The sequence below is a fragment of the Elusimicrobiota bacterium genome (genome assembly GCA_016218575.1).
In the GTDB taxonomy this organism is placed as follows: Bacteria; Elusimicrobiota; Elusimicrobia; order UBA1565; family UBA9628; genus JACRDN01.
The window spans coordinates 189,041-205,924 of sequence record JACRDN010000016.1 but is presented as its reverse complement, the minus strand read 5'-3'; the positions used below and the strand labels follow the sequence as shown (position 1 = coordinate 205,924).

Sequence of the window (16,884 nt, the reverse complement as noted above, 5' to 3'; positions counted from 1 at the left end):
TTCTCGTTTATATTTCTTTGCTGTCATTTTATTTTTTGGAGCATCTACCCGGCTTACTGACTCTCAGGAGATTTCCGGCGGCTATTGTTCCCCTCGTGGCGCAGTATGTTTCCAAGCGCCTGCTCTTCCCGGGGCATGCGCTAAATACGGCATTGGCGCAGACGGTCATCTCTCCTTCCCAGGTTCTTCTCAATTGGCCCCCGGGATCGTGGTTTTTAACCTATTTGCTGGGCAAGGTGAGCAGCATGTACGTATTTCTCTTTTTAATCCAGTTGCCCGTTCCGTTCCTGGCTTTTAAGCTGTTTCGCACCTTCGCCTCCGCGGCCATTTCCCTGCTTATGGCTCTTTTCCTGACGCATTATTGCGTTGAAACGCATTGGTGGGCTCCCGATTGGATCATTCAGCCGCTGCAATTGCTGGTCGTTTTGCTTCTATGGGAAGCGCGCCGTGAAGAGAAGATGAGGGCCTTCCAATTGCTTTTAAGCGGCTTCATCGGTGGGCTCATCATGGTCCTTAAACATAATATTGGCTTATTCTTGGGCATAGCCTGCGGCGCCTTCTTGTTCGTCCGCGCTGTTCGGAGTTTTCGGTTGGATGGGAATTCCCAGGGTCGGCCGTTATTGTTCGCCATTATAGCGGGATGCTTGGGTTTCGGCGTGCTGTTTGCTTTGCGGCTTCCCAACGCGGACGAGGTCGTGTACTACACTTTCCCGTATTTTCTTTTTTGGGGGGCCCTTGCGCGTTGGGCCGTCGGAAACAAGGAGGTCGGGCTGGATTGCGGCGCGTTCTTGAGGGAAGCCGCTCTGTTTTCCGGAGCCTTTCTATGCGCGCCGGTTTTGATATTTATTTGGATCGGCGGCGCCGTGGGGTACGGCCGCTATCTTTATTCCCTTTTTGGGATGGGATTTAAATATCTTCGCATTTGGGATTACGGCATTATCGGGGTGATATCGGATGGTTTTCGGTGGGATAGAAGCCTTTCGTTCCAGGGGATGGCGCGCAATTTCGATGCGGTCGTGGGGGGGATACTGTTTTTGGTCCCCTTCCTCGTCAATTCCTTAATCGGCGTCAAGGCATGGTTCTGGGTCAAGAATGGCGCTCGCGACGGGGAGGGACAGAAGGATATGCTGATGCTTTCAGTCCTGGGCATCATGGGGGCATTCATGTTCTTTCCGCTGGAGGGGTACCACATACTCGCCACCAAGCTTTTCGTTTATTTCGCCGTGAGCGCGTTCATGATCATGGGCTCCGCTTCAAAAAGGGCGCAGGCGCTCGCGGCTCTGGCGCTTGCGGTTCTTGTCGCGCCGCCGGCGGCAAAAGCCTTGGCCAGGCCTTTGCATTATCGTAAAACCCCTACTCTGGCAGGTTCAAAAAATGTTCAGGATGCTCTAGGGTTGTCTCTATCCCCCCGCATCTCTCAAGAAATAGACAAGCAAGTGGAAGTCATCAAAAGATCGACTTCCGGCGAGGCTTATTACGTCATTGATTCTTCCGGCGAAAGCCTCTCGAGCCTGCTGGCCATCGTGGACAACCGCTATCCGCAATACTACATTGAAATGAGGAAGGGCATTCTTGACGCGGACGCAAGCGATGCGATTATCGCGGCTCTTGACCAAGCCCCTTTTGTCCTGGTTAATTCCGGAGACTATGAAAAACAGACCCTCGGGCGGCAAGAGGATCCTTACCTGGCGAAGATATTGAAATTTGTCACGGAAAATCATGACGTTGTCGACCGCTACGAGCCCAGGGAAGGAGCCTCGTTGGAAGAATCTGACCAGATCCACCGATTTCTTATAATGCGCCGGCGAAGAGGCTCCAAGACGGCGCGATGATACTGGTTACTGGCGCGACGGGCTTCATCGGACGCAGGCTCGTCCAGTTGTTGGCCCGAGAGCGCGGAAAGGAGGATATCCTGTGCCTGGCCCATAAATCGAGCAGGACCGCCAAGGAGGAAAGCGGTCGCGAGAACTTGAAAGCCCTGGGCCTAGCCTGGAGGGAGGTGGACTTGCTGACCGGGGAAGGGCTCTCGGAGCTTCCCAAGTCCCCTAGAATGGTCCTGCATCTGGCCTCCTGCACGGACACCTCCGAGCCCGACCACAGCATCAACGACGTCGGCACCAAGAATCTCCTTGAGGCGATTTCCCCTTTGGTCGAGGGCGCGCACTTTGTCCTGACGAGTTCCATCGCTGTCAACGACAATCGCGCCGATCCCGCTAGGCCCATGACGGAGGAAACCCCGACGCCGGAGCGGCCCCACCACATTTACGGGCGGAAAAAACTTCTGACCGAGAGGTACCTGATCCGGGAAGCCCGGCGCGCGGGATTTTCCCTGTCCATCGTGCGAGTCTGCGGCGTGTTCGGGGAAGGCACGATCGACAAGGGGCTTTACAGCTCGCTTAGGCGCCTGGTGCTCAAGGGCTCGCCGCTGACCCGCTTGAATTGGCCGGGGCGGGTCAGCGGCATGCACGTGGAAGACATGGCCTATTTCATATCGCAGGTGGCCGCGCTGCGTCCTCCCGCGGGGGAGCACGAGCTCTACATTCCCTCGGCCGAGGCTCTCACCATAAGCCAGATGTGCGCCGCATTCCACCAAGCCCACGGCCTGCCGTATAAGGTGATCCGCCTTCCCAAGATTTTCTGGAAAGCGGCCGCTTTGGCGACCCGCCCGAGGCCCCTGATAGAGAAGGCTTTTCCCCACAAGCTCTACAATAAGCTCTGGCAGGCGAATATCCTGGTGGAGCAGGGCTATTGGAATGAGTCGCTCAAGCTGAAAAGAATCCTCGGGGATCACAAGACGACCAGCTTCGAGGACTTTTGCAGAAAAGCCGCGCGGGAAGGCTGATGCCGAGCCGTTCCGAGAAAATCCTCATCGCGGCGTCCCTCGCGCTCGCGGTTCTGTTGGCCGAGGCCTTGTGCCAGCTCAACTACAAGCTTCGGGAGGGGCACTGGCTGGCCCAGGCCAAGCATACCTTTTACGTCAACTGCGTCATGCCGGTGGCAGACGCGCGGGAATACACTTTGCGGCCGGGGTATCGGGACAGGTCCGTCACGGTCGATGCCATGGGTTTTCGCGAGCCCGCGCCGGCCCCGGGGAGTAAAACTCTCTGCCTCATCGGAGACTCCATTATTTTCGGCGTGGACGTGGCCGATGAGGAGTCTTACCCGAGCGCCTTGGGGCGCCTGCTCGCCTCGCAAGGCTCATGTCTTCGGGTCCTCAACGCGGGGGTTCCCTCATACAATCTGAGCCAAGCTTTCTTGAGGCTCCACGCGGACGTCCTGCCCAGGTACCGGCCGCGCCTCCTCGTGGTGGAGGCCTTCAACGATATCGCCTTGGCCGCCTACTACAAGCAGGGCTGGACCGCGGAGCGAACCTGGTCCGATCTGCGCTGGAAGCCGTTGTGGCGCCTGAGGCTGGTGGAGCCCCTGTTGAGGGGGCTCAGGGATAACCTGGCCTCTTTCTACTACCTCTCCCAGCTCAGCCGCCTGCGCCACGCCAGCCGGGTTGATGACATTTCGGACTATGACGATCCGGCCGATAAAATGCTGGGCCATGTCGAGTCTTTGCTTTCCCGGGAGCTGTCCTTGCCGGAGCTCAAGGGCGTGCCGGTTGTCTTGGTGGCCTGCGATCCCTTCTACTATCAAACCGCGCGGAGGGGGAAAAACGAGGGCCTTCCGTTATGGAGGCGCTATAACAAGAGCGGATTCACCACGGGGCGCCTCATCTCCAAGTACAACGACGTCTTGAGGAAAGTGGCGGCAAGGCGCTCCGGAACGTATTTCTTCGATTCTCGCTCCATAATGGACGCGACAGAACGGAGTCGGATGTATCTGGATTTCGTGCATCTTTCAGCCGAAGGCAATACGGTCATGGCCGAGGCCCTCTACCGTTTTTTATCCCGTAATGATTTGTTGGCAACCGGCTGCGCCGGGCGGCTTCCTCGAAGATGAAACGCTTCTTGTGCACCACGGCGCTGGAGGAAACCTGGGGAGAAGACCGCCAGCCGGTTCTATTTCTCGGCGAATGGTGCCGGCGCCATTCCCGTAGAGAGCGCTGGGGGCGGATGAACGCCGAGGTTTTGCCTTATCATTGGGACGACCGCGCGCGGCTCCACGAGGATTACCTGTATTTGAGGGATCTTCACGAGCGTCTGCTTATTGAGACGGCGCGCCAGCTCAACCAGATACACGATGTGAATCATGGAACGCGCTACTGGCGCATATTGCTCGGGCCCTGGCTGGGCTATTTCACGCAAATGCTGTTCGACCGCTGGAGATCCATCCAGCAGGCCGTCGGCCAGCACGAGCTGTCCGGGACCATCGTGCTTTCGGGCTTGGAAAGCGCCCTCGTGCCCAACGATATGTCCGAGTTCGACCGGCTTTACTGCACAGACGAATGGAACCACCATATTTATTCCGCCATTCTGCAGCGGTCCACCTCCGTCCCATGCCTCGTGAAGCCGTGCCATGGTCTCGCGGATGGCTGGTGCGCCGCGCCGTCCTCCGCCGGCGACCGCAGGCTCAAGGAGAGCCTCGCAGATTCCTACGTTAAGGCCGCGTCTTTTCTTAGCCGGGATAGCGACGCCTTCTTTATGGCCACTTATCTGCCGGCCCGGGAGGAAATGCGCTTGCACCTGCGCTTGGGTCAAGTGCCGCAAAAATGGCGCCTGGTTCCGGCGGTCCGGACCGCCGTGGATCCCGGTCGGCGGCGCTGGATTCTCAGCGGGGAAAACAGCCCCGAGTTCGAGGCCTGCCTCCGCTCATTGATCCCTCGGCAGATTCCGACGGCGTATCTGGAAGGCTACCGCGGGCTCTTGGGGCAGGTGGACGCGCTGCCTTGGCCGAAGAAGCCTAAATTGATTTGGACCAGCAGCCCTTTTTCAGACGAGGTTTTCAAGGCATGGGCCGCGGCGAGAGTCGAGCGCGGGTCCGCTCTCGTGATAGGGCAGGAGGGCGGGCATTACGGAACCGGGCTTTGGTCTTTCGTCGAAGAGCATGCGATCGCGATAAGCGATCGCTATTTAAGCTGGGGCTGGGAGGAGCCGGACCAGCCCAAGGTCAGCGCCGTGGGCCAATTCAAGCGCAAAGCGCCCTTGGGCGTTCGCCATGCGCAGCAGCCTGGCGCCTTGCTGGTCACCGTCGCGCATCCACGCCAGAGCCATCACTTATTCAGCGGCTTGGTTTCCCGCCAGTGGCTCGATTATTTCGAGGATCAGTGCTCCTTCGTCCAGAGCCTCCCCGCCTCCATTCAAGAAGCGTTAACCGTCCGCCTGTATCCCTACGACCTGGGCTGGGATCAAGCCTCGCGCTGGCGGGACCGTTTCCCCGGCCTTCGTCTGGATGAGGGCCGCTCCGATATTGATGAGAGGATTCGCGAGAGCCGGCTCTATATCTCCACCTACAACTCCACGACGTTCCTGGAGTCATTTACCATGGATGTGCCGACGATCATCTATTGGAACCAGAATCATTGGGAGCTGCGCCCCTCCGCCGTCCCCTTTTTCGATGACCTCGCGCGCGCGGGAATATTCCATGCGACTCCCGAATCCGCCGCGCGGAAAGCGGCCGCCGTCTGGGATGACGTTGACGCCTGGTGGGCGAGCCGGACCGTCCGGGACGCGCTGGGCCGCTTCAAGGAGCGCTATTGCCGCTTGCCGAGCGATCTCGTGGGTCGGGTCGAGCGGGCCCTCCGGGAAAGTATGCCGGCCGCGGGGAAGATCGGGGCGCTATGACGGCCTCCGTTAGGCGGCGCTTTGCGTTCACCGTGGGGGCTAATTTGCTTCGAGGCCTGATCAGCCTGAGCACCGGGATGCTGTTGGCGCGCTGGCTGGGGCCGGCCTCTTACGGGAATATGGCTTTCCTGACAGGGACCTTCGTGGCCATTCGACAGCTTCTGGATCTGGGAAGCTCCTCGGCCTTTTTCACTTTCCTATCGCAGAGGCCCAGGTCCAAGAGCTTCGTTTCGTCCTATTTCGCCTGGCTCGCGGCGCAGTTCTTGATAGCTCTCGTTCTGATCGGAATTTTATTCCCAGCGGCTTGGATCGCGGCCATCTGGCGCGGCGAGCAGAGGAGCCTGGTCTTGCTGGCTTTTGCCGCCGTGTTCCTGCAGAACAGCGTGTGGCCGGTAGTCCAGCAGGCGGGGGAATCCCAGAGGGAGACCGTCTGGGTGCAGGGCCTGGGCGTGGCTGTCGTGGGAGCTCACCTGGCCGCGGTGTTTCTTTTTTGGCGGCTGGGCATTTTGGGGCTCCACGCCATCTTTGCCGCCATCGCCTTTGAATATTTGCTGGCCGCGGTCGTGGCCCAGCATTCCTACGCCTATTCCTCCCCTCGGGGGGGCAATGAGGGCGAGGACCCGCGCGAGTCGATCTTCAAAAAATATTTAAGCTATTGCCTGCCTCTTGTCGCCTATTCCTGCGTGGGCTTCGCCTACGAATTCGCCGATCGCTGGCTGCTGCAGAAATACGGCGGACGCATCGAGCAAGCCTACTACGCGGTTGGCGCGCAATTCGCGAGCATCGGGCTTATCGCCACCACTTCCATTCTCCGCATTTTTTGGAAGGAGATCGCCGAGTCGTACCACCAGGGGAATCTGGAGCGCACCAGGATTCTCTATCGAAAGGTTTCGCGCCTAACCTTCCTGGTCGGAGCGATGGTGGCCGGATTCGTGATACCCTGGACGCAAGACCTTTTGCGCCTTATCGTCGGACCGGCCTATGTTCAGGGAGCCCTCACCATGGCCATCATGTTTTTCTACCCTGTCCATCAATCCATGGGGCAAATCACCGGCACCATGCTTTACGCGACGGAGAGGGTTTCTCTTCTGGTCCTTACTGGCACCGTGTTCATGATGATCAGCATGGGGGTGACATATTTCGTGCTCGCTCCCGGAAACGCGGTGGTTCCAGGCTTGGGCCTGGCCGCGGAAGGCCTGGCGATCAAAATGGTCGTGATGCAGCTCATCCAGGTCAACATCGTGGCTTACCTCATCGCGCGCCTCTATCGATGGCGGTTCGACTGGATTTACCAGGCCGCTGGCCTTTCCGCCTGCCTGGGCCTGGGCTGGCTGGCCCATGCCGCGGTTTGCCATGTGGCCGGCGGGCTTTGGCCCTTGCCTGTGCTTATGGGTCTGGGAGGCCTGCTGTATGCGGCGGCGATGGCGGCGGTGGTTTATGCCATGCCCTGGCTGGCGGGACTGACGAGGGAGGAGCTCCTGCTGGACTTGGCCGGCGGGTGCGAAGGGATTGCGGCGTGGTTCTGATTCTATGGGACGGGGGCGCAGAGCCTGGTCATTGCGATGGTCTGGTTTACAGCTGGAACGGGCACGCGGAGTCGGGCTCGTGCCGCTCCCTTTTGCTTTATGTCGAGGCCCATGCCGAGAGGCTGCGCCGGAAGTATCTGAACTGGATCCATGATCTGGGCCAGAGCCGAATCGGCGGCAAGAGCCTCATTGAGCGCCTTGAATTGGAGGATGGACTGAGCTATTGGTGGATGACCCTGTTCGTCGAGCAGAATCCCAGGAAATCGCCCAGGATCAGCGATGCCATCCGCGTTCTCGCTTTGGAAGAAATCATGATCCAGGCGCGAGTCTCCGCGCTCCGCTTGGTGAGCGCGAACCAGGTCTTGGATGAAACCCTGCGCGCCTTGTGCCGGGGCCTGGATGTTTCCTACGAATGGCGGCGAATCCCCGGCGGCCCGGCGCGGCCTTGCGGCCTTGAGCGGCTGCGCCTTGCCCTGCCACAGTGGCTCCGGGCCCTGGCCAGCCTGGCCCGCTATTTCCGGCAGCGCCGGCCTCTCGGAAAAACTCGACGGCTGGGCTGGTTCGGCGGCGGCAAAGCTGTTTTCCTTTGTTCTTACTTCGACAATATCGACTTCCGGGCCGCGAGAGAGGGATTTTTCCATTCTTACTACTGGGCGGGCCTGCCCGCTCTCTTGGGCCGCATGGGCTATGAGGCCAACTGGCTGCAGTTGTTCGTCCCCTGCCGGGAAGCGCCCGATCCCGAGACGGCGCAGGGATTTCTGCGGGAGATCAACAGCGCAAGCTCCGGGAGAAGTTCCCACGCTTTTCTCGACGCCTACCTGTCCTGGGGCGTCCTGCCGCGCGTCCTCAAGCGCTGGGCGAGGCTCAACCTCTCGTCCCTGCGATTGCGCGGCCTGGAGGCCGCGTTCACCCCGGCGGGATCTCGGGCCTCTCTGTGGCCGCTCATGCGGGAATATTGGTTCTCCTCCATCCGGGGGCCGGAGGCCATCGCCAACCTCCTATGGATCGAGCTGTTCGATGACGCCCTGCGTGAGGTCCCTCGCCAAAAAAAGGGAATGTACCTGTGCGAAAACCAGGCCTGGGAGCGGGCGTTCATCCACGCCTGGCGCAAACGGGGCCATGGCCAGCTGATCGCGGTGGTTCACGCCCCGGTTCGTTTTTGGGACTTGCGCGATTTTGTCGACCCGCGGACCATCCTCTCGACGGACGCGCTGGCCATGCCGCGTGCCGACTTCACGGCCCTCAACGGCGGGGCGGCGGTCAAGGCCTACGCCGGCGCTGGGTATCCTGCCGAGACCATCGTGGAGTGCGAGGCCTTGCGTTATGGCTACCTCTGCGCTCTTCTCGGAGCACGTCCGGCCGTAAAGAACGAGTCAAGCGCCTCGAAGGTGCTGGCCCTGGGCGATTTCCTGCCTTCGGCCACCGCCAAGGTTCTGGGAACGTTGGCGGCGGCTTCAAGCCTATTGCCGCCCGAGACGACTTACACCGTCAAGCCTCACCCCAACTGCCCCGTGAGCGCCGCGGATTATCCTTCCCTCGACCTGGTCGTGGTCATGGAGCCTTTGGAGGAGATTTTGAAGGGCTACGACGTCGCGTTTTCCAGCAACATGACGGCGGCAGCCTTGGACGCATACTTGGCGGGCCTGCCGGTGGTGGTGATGCTGGATAAGGCGGAGCTTAACTTCAGTCCTTTGCGCGGCCAAGCCGGCGTGTTCTTCGTCAGCACCCCGGAGGAATTGGCAGAGGCTCTGCGGGCGGCGCGCCAAAGCAAGGCCGGGAATCCCGACGGCAAACAATTCTTTTTTCTGGACCCGGAGCTGCCGAAATGGTCTCGATTGCTCGCAAGCTGATGCGTCATTTGCCGTCGATGCCTCGGGCTCGTTACGGCGTTCTTGCCGGCGCCAATACCGGGCGGGAATGGCGCCAAATGGCGGGCGCCTGGCTCTCGAGCGGCCCTTGTGAGGAGCCCTCCGTCATCAGCGAATACGAGAGCCGGTTCGCCAAGCGGTGCGGCGCCAGGCACGGGGTCAGCTTCGGCGCCGGCAGGATGGCGCTTTACGCCGTCCTCGAGGCTTTGGGCGTAGGCCCTGGAGACGAGGTCGTCATTCCGGCCTTTACCTGCGTGGTGGTGCCCAACGCCATCCTCTATCGCGGCGCTCGGCCGGTTTATGTCGACATAGAGCCTCGCTTTTTCAACATCGACGTTTCCAAGGTGGAAGCGGCGATTTCTCCGCGAACCAAGGCCCTGTATGCGCAGCATACCTTCGGCGTCGCCTGCGATGTGGACGGTCTGCGCGAGATCGGCCGAAGGCGCGGGCTGCCGGTGATCGAGGACGGCGCCCACGCCCTTGGGACGGTCTATCGCGGTGGAGCGGTCGGCTCGCTCACGGAGGTGGCGTTTTTCTCGAGCGATCACTCCAAGGTGATCAACACCCACTTGGGAGGAATGGCGGTGACCAGCGATGATTCCTTGGCCGCTCGTTTGAGGGAAATTCAGGCGCGCTCTCCTTCCCCGGATATGGGCACGTCTCGGCGCCTGGTGCGCTCGTTCTTGCTGGAATACCCATGCTTTTCGCCGGCCTTTCTTTGGCTGGGCCGCTCCATCCACGCGCTTCTGGATCGTGCCGGATTGCTCTTCTTTTTTCGGGATGAGCTTGAGACCAGCAAGCCGGCAGGGTATCCCTGCCGGCTATCCGCGGCTCAGGCGCGGCTTGGGCTGTCCCAGCTTGGAGATTTGGAGCGAAACCTAGCCCATCGCAGGCGGATAGCCGGATGGCTCGAGGGAAAGATCGGCTGGAGCGGCATGGATGCCGGCGAGCTCAACGCCTCGACCTGGCTGCGCTATTCCTTCCTAGTCAAGGACCGCGAGAAATTCGAAGCGGCTTTTAAAAGGCGCTTCGACCTGGGGGTTTGGTTTACCAGCGTCGTGGCCGGGCGCTGCCGAGACCTTGAAGCCGTCGGATATCGGCCCGGCAGCTGCCCGATTGCCGAGCTCGCCGCGCGGCACATCGTTAATTTCCCCACCCACCCGCGCGTTCCCCTCGGCGCCATACAGGAGGAGGTGGAGCGCAATTGGGAATGGCTTGGGAATGAAATTCGGGCGGATCTCAAGAGGAGCGGGGCTCGATGAGACGGATGTATCAGACGGAGTGGCACGGCATTCAGTTCTCGGAGTTTTCACGCCTCTCCTCAAGGGAGCTCGCCGGCCCGGAGTTTTATGGCGCGTTCTACAGGGAATTTTTCAAGCGCTACCGAGGCTGGGAGCAGCTTTCAAAAAGCTGGCGGGAAGGCAAGGAGCTTTGGGCGCGATTCGTGCTGTCTAGAGCCCCGGTACGGGCGCGAGTCCTTTCCATCGGCTGCGGCTTGGGAGCCGTGGAGCGCGAGATCCAGGCGCGCCGCCCTGGGTTGGAGCTGTTCATCCAGGAGGTGGCGCCCGCGGCGTGGCGCTGGGTCTCGGGGCGCTTCCCGGAGGATCGGCAGCTCTTGGGCGGCATCCCGGGCTGCCTGCCTCGGGGGCTCAAATTCGACCTGATTTATTTGGCGGCCGTGGACTACGCCTTGGACGACGGCGCGCTGGCCGGCCTATTGGCCGCGCTGCGGCCGTTCTTGAAGGCCGGAGGGCGGTGCCTGATCATTTCCGCCAGCTTCGATGACTTGCCGAGCACTCTCCGGGGAAGGGCCCTCGGCGCTTGGGCTTCGACGAAGGCCTTGGCCGCCGAGATGCTGGCCTCATCGGGACTGCGCTCTCGCGGCCAATTATGGGGGTGGTCCCGCAGCCGGGAGGACTATCGCTCCGTCATGCGCCAGGCCGGTTATCAAGGCGTTGAGGATGGCTTCGTGCTCCCCGACCGGCGGGCCCACTATTGGATCGCGGGTTCTTAAATGCTAAAGTAGAGCGTCTTTGTGATTTTGCGCATTCTTTCCGCTATTTTTTTCCTCGTTTACGGCTCTCTTTTGCCTGTCGCGGCCCATGGCTTCATGGCGGAGAACGTCGTCGCGTCCTTGGCCATGATGGGCTGTTGCTATGTCATCGCGGCTTTGTTGTGGTCCAGGCGGGCCCTTCTCTTGAACATCTTGATCGCCTTCTACGTGCTCAGGGTGTACTTGACGCGGCCCTACGTCGATATTTTTCTCGCGAAGCTCCGTTCGGACCAGCTCAATTACATCTTGGACCTGAACTCATTCTTCAATCCCTCGGACGCCGCGGTGGTGTACCGCAACCTTTTGGCCCTTCTTTCAGCCTGGCTTTTGGGCCTTTTGCTGACGCCCCCCGTCCCGGCCGCCGCCGCGCCCGTACCGTGGCTGTTCCGCCGCTTGGACAAAATAGTCGGGGAAGCCGGCTGGTCCTTCTGGCTGATTTGGCTGCTTCTCTCGGTAGTGAACTATATGCCGGCCACCCAGATGTGGCAGGGGATGGCCATGGACGACGAGGGAACGCGGCTCTTCGCCTGGGGCCTGTTTTCGCTGGGAGCGGTCAATATCGTCTGTCTTTTCTCCTACATCCGATCCCGCCGGGCGGCTTCCGGAGCGGTCCGGCCGATCCTGCTTTTCCCCGTGATATTGGGGTCGGTTCTGGGCGTGTCGGGCGGGAGCCGCGGCACCGGCTTTTTCTTCATTCTCTTGGCGATCAGTTATTGGCTCTTCCTCAATGCCGACTTGCGCGTCGGCTTACGTGATTCTCCCAGGATGGGCCTGTTTTCCGCGCTTGTCCCGGTCACTGTCTTCTGCGGCTTGGTCGGTCAGAGCCTGAGACCCCTTCTTCGGACCGGCGCGGATGCAGACCTGGTTTGGACGGCGTTCCTGCGGGCCTTGAATCCCTTCAATCCTAATAACCCGGTGCTCAACGACCTCTATTTCGGCCTCACCGAGCTGCTCCACCGGGTGAGCAGCATCAAGGCCCCGTTCTTGATACTCAACAACCACTACGTGCACGACCCCTGGGAGACCTACAATCCCGTGTACAACCTCATGGGAACCATCAACGCGCTCCTGCCCGGGTCCTTGAAGCCGTTCTCGGACATCATCGGCATCAACCAGCTATTCGATTACATTTACTACGACCTATTCGTGACCTACAACAGCGAAACCTGGGGGATCCAGGGGACCCTTTATCTGTACTTCGGCCATTGGCTGGCGCCTCTCGTGGTCTTCCTCCTGGCTTGTTTTTGCGCAAGGCGCTGCCTGAGGCTTGAAGCCATGGCCCGGGAGTCTCCGGCCTTTGCCGCCTTCTTCATCCTGCTTTTCAGCGGCTTCATCGAGTTCGGCGTCGTCGAGCGTGCGGTCCCGGTGGATATCGTGCGGCCCTTGGCGAGCTTCGCGGCCGTGATTTTCCTGGATTGGCTGATGCGCATGGCTTTCGTGAGCCAAGCCCCGGGGCTCTCGCCTCCGGCGGAACTTAACGCGGCGGCGACGCGGCATTGAGCTCCGAAAAGATGATGGGCCCCGTCCGGACCGCCTTCTACGAGCCCTATCCGATGGGATTGGGGGGCAATTTCCTGACTCAGCGATTGATTCTTGAGCGCCTTGATCGGGAGCGATTCCATCCCATTGTGGTGGCGCCGATGGAGGGCGCAGCACTCGAGCGCTTCCGGGCCATGGGAGTCGAATGCGTGGTGCTCCCTCCCCCGGGAGCCCTGGGGCGCTACGGCCAGGCCTTGTTGAGGGCGGGCCCTTTGGCCAAGCTCAAATCCGCCGCGGACCTGGTCCGCTACAATTTCCGGGTCTGGCGCTTCCTGCGCGAGCGCGGCATCGAGGTGATTTACTCCAACTGCGTGCGCGCGCAGATGTGCGTTGGGGTCGGGGCGAGGCTTGCCGGGGTGCCCTCTCTTCTTTACGTCAAAGGCGAACTCGCCAATCCCATCATAGATCGGATTTGCTTCGTTCTGGCCTCCAAGATACTGTTCTTCGCCCCGCACAACCGCGACGACCGCTATCCGCTTCTGGTGAGGTGGTTTTCGCGCAAGATAGACATTTTGCGCATAGGGATGGATCCGGCCCTGATTCATGAGGTCGAGGGCCGGGACCATTCGGCCCTCCGGCGGGAGCTCGGCATCGACCCCGATAGCCTCAACGTCGCGGTGCTGGCCCAGCTTTACCGGCCCAAGGGCCAGCATTTCGCCCTGGAGGCCCTGGCGCGTCTGGCAGGGGAGTTCCCGCGGCTCAAGCTTTACCTCGTGGGCGACCATGTGGTGGACGAGTACCGGTCCTACAAAGGGGAGCTCGAGGCCTTGGCGGATAAGCTCGGCATCGCCGAGCGCGTGGTCTTCACCGGCTGGCGCAAGGACGCCCTTGAAATCGCCAGCCTCATGGACTTCATCGTCCATCCCAGCCTGGCCGAGGGTTTCGGCCGAGCCGTGCTCGAGTCCATGGCCTTGGGCAAGCCCGTGATCGCCTCGGCCGTCGGCGGGTTGCGGGAAGCCATCCAGGATGGGGAAAATGGCTGCCTCGTGGTTCCCGGGGACGTCGAGGCTCTGGCCCGGCGTTGGCGGCAATTATTGTCCGATCCCGGCCTGCGCGCCAGGCTCGGCCAGGAAGCCCGCCGCACGGTATTTTCCCGCTACCTCGTTGACGACAAGGTGGCGCGCTTGGCCGGGATTTGGGCGGAGATGGCGAGGGGTTGCGGCGCATGTGCGGCATAGCGGGGGAGCTCAGCTTCGGCGCGCCGGCCAACGCGGCGGCCCTGCGCGCCATGGCCGACGCCTTGGTCCATCGCGGGCCGGATGATCAGGGCCTGCACTGCGAGGGCCGCTTGGGACTCGCCCACCGCCGGTTATCCATACTCGACCTCTCGCCTGCGGGCCGCCAGCCCATGTGGAGCGAGGACAAGGCTCTGGCCATCGTCTTCAACGGAGAGGTCTACAACTACCGCGAGATCCGCCCCGAGCTCGAGGCCGCGGGCTACCGCTTCGCGGGAGGCACGGACACCGAGGTGGTCCTCAACGCCGTCCACCGCTGGGGCCTCGAGGCGGCCTTGGAGCGCTTCATCGGGATGTTCGCCTTCGCCCTGTGGGACGCGCGCGCCCAAGCCCTCACCTTGGTCCGGGACCGCCTGGGCGTCAAGCCTCTCTATTACCAGAAGACCGCCAAGGGCCTCTTGTTCGGCTCCGAGCTCAAGGCCCTTTACGCCCATCCCGATTTCCGGCGCGAGCTTTTGCCTAAGGGCTTGGAGCAATTTTTCCGCTTCGGCTACACCTTGGGAGAAGCCACGGTTTACAAGAACTCCTTCAAGCTGCCGGCGGGGCACTGTTTGCGCGTGGAGGCGGACGGCGGGGCGCGCCTTTGGCGCTACTGGAGCCTGGATGGGGTCGAGAGGGGCTCCTACTCCGGCACCTTCGCGAGGGCCGTGGAGGAGCTCTCCACCCTTTGCGACAGCGCCTTCTCCTATCGCCTGGTCTCCGATGTGCCCGTCGGGGTTTTTCTCTCCGGGGGCGTGGACTCGTCGTTTTTGGCCGCGTTCTTGAAGAGGCGGGCGGGCGCGGACTTGGAGCACATCACCATCGGCTTCGACGAACCGGCCTATGACGAGTCTCCCAAGGCCCGCCGCGTGGCGCGGGATCTGGACCTCAGGCACACGGTGAGGACCTTGAGCGCCGTACAGGCCCAGGAGGCGCTCCTGCGCTTCGTGGAGATATGGGACGAGCCCTTCGGCGACGCCTCCGGCATTCCCACCTCCATGGTCTGCGCCCTGGCGCGGGAGAGGGTCAAGGTGGTCCTTTCCGCCGATGGGGGAGACGAGCTGTTCTGCGGCTACGAGAGCTACCCCGCCTACGAGGCGCGCTACCGCCGCCTGAGCCGTTTCCCCGCGCCCTTGCGGTCGATCCTCTCGGCTGCCCTGCGCCGCCTGCCCTACCGGTCTCTTATCTCGGCGGCTCTCGCGCTGCGCGAGGGCTCGCGCTGGAACCCGCAGACCGCGGCCCGCTACGAGAAAATGCTCGATCTCCTGCCCGTGCGAGGCCACGACGACCTCATCCGGATCAGCAATGAGAAGGGCTGGACCGCGCGGAGCGTGGGGGATATCCTGGGCACGGGGAACGGGGGCTTTGCCCGAGGGGCCGAGTTCGGGCAGACGTCCCGGGACGGCGAAAGGGGGCTGATCGATCGCATGATGCGCGCGGACCTGTCCGCTTTCCTCGGCGAGGACATCCTCTGCAAGGTGGACCGCGCTTCCATGGCCGTGGGGCTAGAGTGCCGGGACCCTTTCCTGGACCATCGCTTGGTCGAGTTCGCGTTCTCCCTGCCTCTCGACTATCTTTATGAGAACGGGACGCATAAGCGGGTGCTCAAGGCCGCCGTGAGCCCCTGGATTTCCCAGGCCGTGCTCAACTCCCCCAAGAGGGGCTTTTCCATTCCGCTTTACGACTGGCTGAGGGGGCCTTGGAAGCCCCTGGCCTTGGACTATCTCTCTCCCGACAGCATCCGGCGCGTGGGGATATTGGACGAGCGCGCGGCCAGGCGCGAATTGGACTCTTTTTACAAGTATCGGGGCGGGCGCGCCGAAAAAGTGATGCTGATGCTTAATTTCCAGATGTGGGCGGAGCGCTGGCTGCGATGACTCCGGCCAACGCTCGCGTCCATCGCCTGCTGGGATCGCAGGTGGTTCGGGATGTCTTGGGGGCCGAGGCAGGCGCCGGCGACGTGGAAATAGGCCCTCTGGAGGCTAATTATTTTTCCTTCACCTTCAGGGTCAAGGCGGCGGCTCGTTCAGGCCCTCGGGATGTGTTCGTCAAGATTCCCAAGACGGACGTGCGCGGAACTCCCGAGATTCTTCCCATCACTCCGGAGGACAGGCGGATGGCCCAGGAAGAAGAAAGGAGCTTGAGGCTGCTGGAGCGGGGCTGGAACGGCGACTGGCAGGTGCGTTGGGTCAAGATTCGCGGAGTCGTTCCGGAATATAACGCGATCGTCACGGATCGCGTTCGCGGGGATGACGCGACGGCCGTCTTTCGCCGATTGGACATCCGCCGGCGGCTTGGCTTTCACGGGGAGGGCGAACGGCTGCGAGGTCTTATGTCTCGGCTGGGCGCCGCCTTGGGGCGCTTTCACCGGTCCAATTACAGCGACGGGGTTTTTCTCCTGTCCGATGAGATGCCCAAGCTCGAGCGTTATTGCGAGGACCTATCCTCCGACACGGGCAGTCCTTTGTTGATGCGTGTTTTGAAGAAGTTGAGATCCATGAACGGCTTCGAGCGCCCAAGCGGCAAGGTGCCGACTCTCAAGGGTTTGGACGTGCGCAACGTCTTGGTCGGCTCCGGAGACGCCCTGTTTCTCCTGGATCCCGGCAAGATGAAAATCGCTTATCGAGAGGCGGATTTGGCGCGGTTCCTGACGACATACCGCATCCTGTATTGGGGCAGCAAGTCCTTGCCGGTGTTGAGGGAGCCGGACCGCGGGGCCGAGGAGGCCTTTCTGAGCGCGTACTACGCTCAATCTCGAGCCGGATGCCCGCAGCTGTTCAAGCTGTTCCTGCTCAAAGAGCAGCTCAAGCACTGGCGGACCGCCCTGGACTCCCTACGGCGGAGGCGTTGGGCGCCGTGGGTCAAGGCCATGGCGGCCCGCGTTTATGTGACCCCTTTCTATAGCCGCCAAATTTCACTACAATTGGAGCAGGACTTCCGAGGGTAGGCCATGGC

The 16,884-nt window shown here is 61.5% G+C and carries 12 protein-coding genes; all 12 read left to right on the top strand.

Annotated features, from left to right (window positions below; genetic code table 11):
- Positions 1 to 95 precede the first annotated feature (95 nt).
- The 12 genes from HY921_05950 to HY921_05895 are packed head-to-tail and all read left to right on the top strand — an operon-like array spanning position 96 to position 16,876.
- Positions 96 to 1,832 carry a hypothetical protein gene (locus tag HY921_05950; GenBank protein ID MBI5630410.1) on the top strand — a complete coding sequence of 579 codons (1,737 nt, stop codon included), beginning with the start codon at positions 96 to 98 and terminating at the stop codon, positions 1,830 to 1,832.
- Positions 1,829 to 2,842, top strand: coding sequence for an NAD(P)-dependent oxidoreductase (locus tag HY921_05945; protein ID MBI5630409.1), 1,014 nt, complete (start codon positions 1,829 to 1,831; stop codon positions 2,840 to 2,842). Before HY921_05950 ends, HY921_05945 begins: the two co-directional genes overlap by 4 nt.
- A complete protein-coding gene (locus HY921_05940; GenBank protein MBI5630408.1) occupies positions 2,842 to 3,948 on the top strand; it encodes an SGNH/GDSL hydrolase family protein in 1,107 nt (368 codons plus the stop codon). Before HY921_05945 ends, HY921_05940 begins: the two co-directional genes overlap by 1 nt.
- Positions 3,945 to 5,729 carry a transferase gene (locus tag HY921_05935; protein ID MBI5630407.1) on the top strand — a complete coding sequence of 595 codons (1,785 nt, stop codon included), beginning with the start codon at positions 3,945 to 3,947 and terminating at the stop codon, positions 5,727 to 5,729. The genes HY921_05940 and HY921_05935 overlap by 4 nt, the downstream gene beginning before the upstream one ends.
- Positions 5,726 to 7,255, top strand: a complete 1,530-nt coding sequence (locus HY921_05930) for a lipopolysaccharide biosynthesis protein (GenBank protein MBI5630406.1) — start codon at positions 5,726 to 5,728, stop codon at positions 7,253 to 7,255. Before HY921_05935 ends, HY921_05930 begins: the two co-directional genes overlap by 4 nt.
- A complete protein-coding gene (locus tag HY921_05925; GenBank protein MBI5630405.1) occupies positions 7,246 to 9,105 on the top strand; it encodes a hypothetical protein in 1,860 nt (619 codons plus the stop codon). Before HY921_05930 ends, HY921_05925 begins: the two co-directional genes overlap by 10 nt.
- Positions 9,081 to 10,385 (top strand): aminotransferase class I/II-fold pyridoxal phosphate-dependent enzyme, encoded by a 1,305-nt coding sequence (locus HY921_05920; GenBank protein ID MBI5630404.1) that lies wholly within the window; start codon positions 9,081 to 9,083, stop codon positions 10,383 to 10,385. The genes HY921_05925 and HY921_05920 overlap by 25 nt, the downstream gene beginning before the upstream one ends.
- Positions 10,382 to 11,137, top strand: a complete 756-nt coding sequence (locus HY921_05915) for a methyltransferase domain-containing protein (GenBank protein ID MBI5630403.1) — start codon at positions 10,382 to 10,384, stop codon at positions 11,135 to 11,137. The genes HY921_05920 and HY921_05915 overlap by 4 nt, the downstream gene beginning before the upstream one ends.
- Positions 11,138 to 11,158: 21 nt before the next feature.
- Positions 11,159 to 12,676: a hypothetical protein gene (locus HY921_05910; protein MBI5630402.1), complete on the top strand. Its 1,518-nt coding sequence runs from the start codon at positions 11,159 to 11,161 to the stop codon at positions 12,674 to 12,676.
- Positions 12,673 to 13,893, top strand: coding sequence for a glycosyltransferase (locus HY921_05905; protein ID MBI5630401.1), 1,221 nt, complete (start codon positions 12,673 to 12,675; stop codon positions 13,891 to 13,893). Before HY921_05910 ends, HY921_05905 begins: the two co-directional genes overlap by 4 nt.
- Positions 13,881 to 15,806: an asparagine synthase (glutamine-hydrolyzing) gene (gene asnB, locus HY921_05900; GenBank protein ID MBI5630400.1), complete on the top strand. Its 1,926-nt coding sequence runs from the start codon at positions 13,881 to 13,883 to the stop codon at positions 15,804 to 15,806. Before HY921_05905 ends, asnB begins: the two co-directional genes overlap by 13 nt.
- A complete protein-coding gene (locus HY921_05895) occupies positions 15,803 to 16,876 on the top strand; it encodes a hypothetical protein (protein MBI5630399.1) in 1,074 nt (357 codons plus the stop codon). Before asnB ends, HY921_05895 begins: the two co-directional genes overlap by 4 nt.
- The last annotated feature ends 8 nt before the right edge of the window (positions 16,877 to 16,884 follow it).

What these genes read in the sequence shown, in the direction of transcription:
- HY921_05945 (MBI5630409.1), top strand. Translation starts at nt 1,829, where the DNA reads ATGATACTGGTTACTGGCGCGACGGGCTTCATCGGACGCAGGCTCGTC.
- HY921_05940 (MBI5630408.1), top strand. Translation starts at nt 2,842, where the DNA reads ATGCCGAGCCGTTCCGAGAAAATCCTCATCGCGGCGTCCCTCGCGCTC.
- HY921_05935 (MBI5630407.1), top strand. Translation starts at nt 3,945, where the DNA reads ATGAAACGCTTCTTGTGCACCACGGCGCTGGAGGAAACCTGGGGAGAA.
- HY921_05930 (MBI5630406.1), top strand. Translation starts at nt 5,726, where the DNA reads ATGACGGCCTCCGTTAGGCGGCGCTTTGCGTTCACCGTGGGGGCTAAT.
- HY921_05920 (MBI5630404.1), top strand. Translation starts at nt 9,081, where the DNA reads ATGGTCTCGATTGCTCGCAAGCTGATGCGTCATTTGCCGTCGATGCCT.
- HY921_05915 (MBI5630403.1), top strand. Translation starts at nt 10,382, where the DNA reads ATGAGACGGATGTATCAGACGGAGTGGCACGGCATTCAGTTCTCGGAG.
- asnB (MBI5630400.1), top strand. Translation starts at nt 13,881, where the DNA reads ATGTGCGGCATAGCGGGGGAGCTCAGCTTCGGCGCGCCGGCCAACGCG.
- HY921_05895 (MBI5630399.1), top strand. Translation starts at nt 15,803, where the DNA reads ATGACTCCGGCCAACGCTCGCGTCCATCGCCTGCTGGGATCGCAGGTG.